1 protein-coding gene is annotated in these 1,014 nt (G+C 67.0%); it reads left to right on the top strand.

Annotation, left to right across the window (positions count from 1 at the left end; genetic code table 11):
• Positions 1-352 precede the first annotated feature (352 nt).
• Positions 353-787 (top strand): PhlB family protein, encoded by a 435-nt coding sequence (locus tag ACZ4W5_RS38025; RefSeq protein WP_360246213.1) that lies wholly within the window; start codon positions 353-355, stop codon positions 785-787.
• The last annotated feature ends 227 nt before the right edge of the window (positions 788-1,014 follow it).

The raw sequence follows: 1,014 nt of genomic DNA, 5'->3' as shown, positions 1-1,014 counted from the left end.
TCCGCCGCGAACGGAGCGATCTTCGCCTCGGCCAGCGAACGCACCGCCTCACGGAGCATCTCGTGCTCCTCGGAGATACGGAAGAGATCGAAGTCCTGGCTCATGATCGCCACTCCTGTTTCACGACGGTACTCAGTACCCTTCATTATGCACGTGCGTGGCAAAAAGGGAACTCAGTGCCTTCACAGGGCGGCACTGAGTTCCCTATCCTTTTCCTGCCGAACTACGCCGAACTGCTGACGTACCAGTGACGTACCACTGGCGTACCACTGGCGTACCACTGGCGTACCACTGGCGTACCACTGGCGTACTTCTGCCGACAGAGCCGGTCCGAGCGCAGGGAGATGACAGCGTGGTCCACTCAGCCATCGATGCCGACACCCGGAGCACGACGCTGTACTTCCAGCGCTGTACCTGGTGCAACAACCCGACCTTCCAACGGCTGCTCTGCCCCACCTGCGGCTCCACCGAGCTGCGACTGGAGCCCAGCGAGGGCACCGGCGTGGTCCGGCGCTGCGCGGTCGAACAGGCCCGGACGCCCTTGGTCCGGCAGAAGTCGCTGATCCGGATGGAGGAGGGGTTCGACGTCTGGTGCATCGTGGACGGGATGCGCAGCACCGTCCCGGTCGGCACCCGGGTGCGGCTGTACTCCTCCCCCGACTCCGAGCAGCCCGAGCTGCGGCTGCTGCCGGTGGAGGAGCCGCCGCCGGTGCAGGACCTCGAACCGCGGCCGCTGCCGCCCACCAAGGGCGGTTTCACCCAGCACCTCGCGGCCTTCGCCGAATAGCCGGCGGAGTCGCCCCGGGCCTCGGGCCCCGGACCTCGGTTCCCGGATCTGGGGCCTCCGGTCTCGGGCCTCGGACCGGACCGGGGCGCGAGCGGCGGGAACGGAGAACGACGGAGGGCGTGGGGGGGGGGGGGGGGGGTGAGGGGGGGCAACAACCCTCTAGTGGTTAGTGGCTTTTCGTGGGCGTGTCACTTCTGGGTTGTTCTCCCTGATTGTATCTCGTAGGA

The sequence above is a fragment of the Kitasatospora sp. NPDC029367 genome (assembly GCF_055569135.1).
Note: the sequence above shows the minus strand (reverse complement) of the source record. Positions and strands in the feature narration are given on the sequence as shown.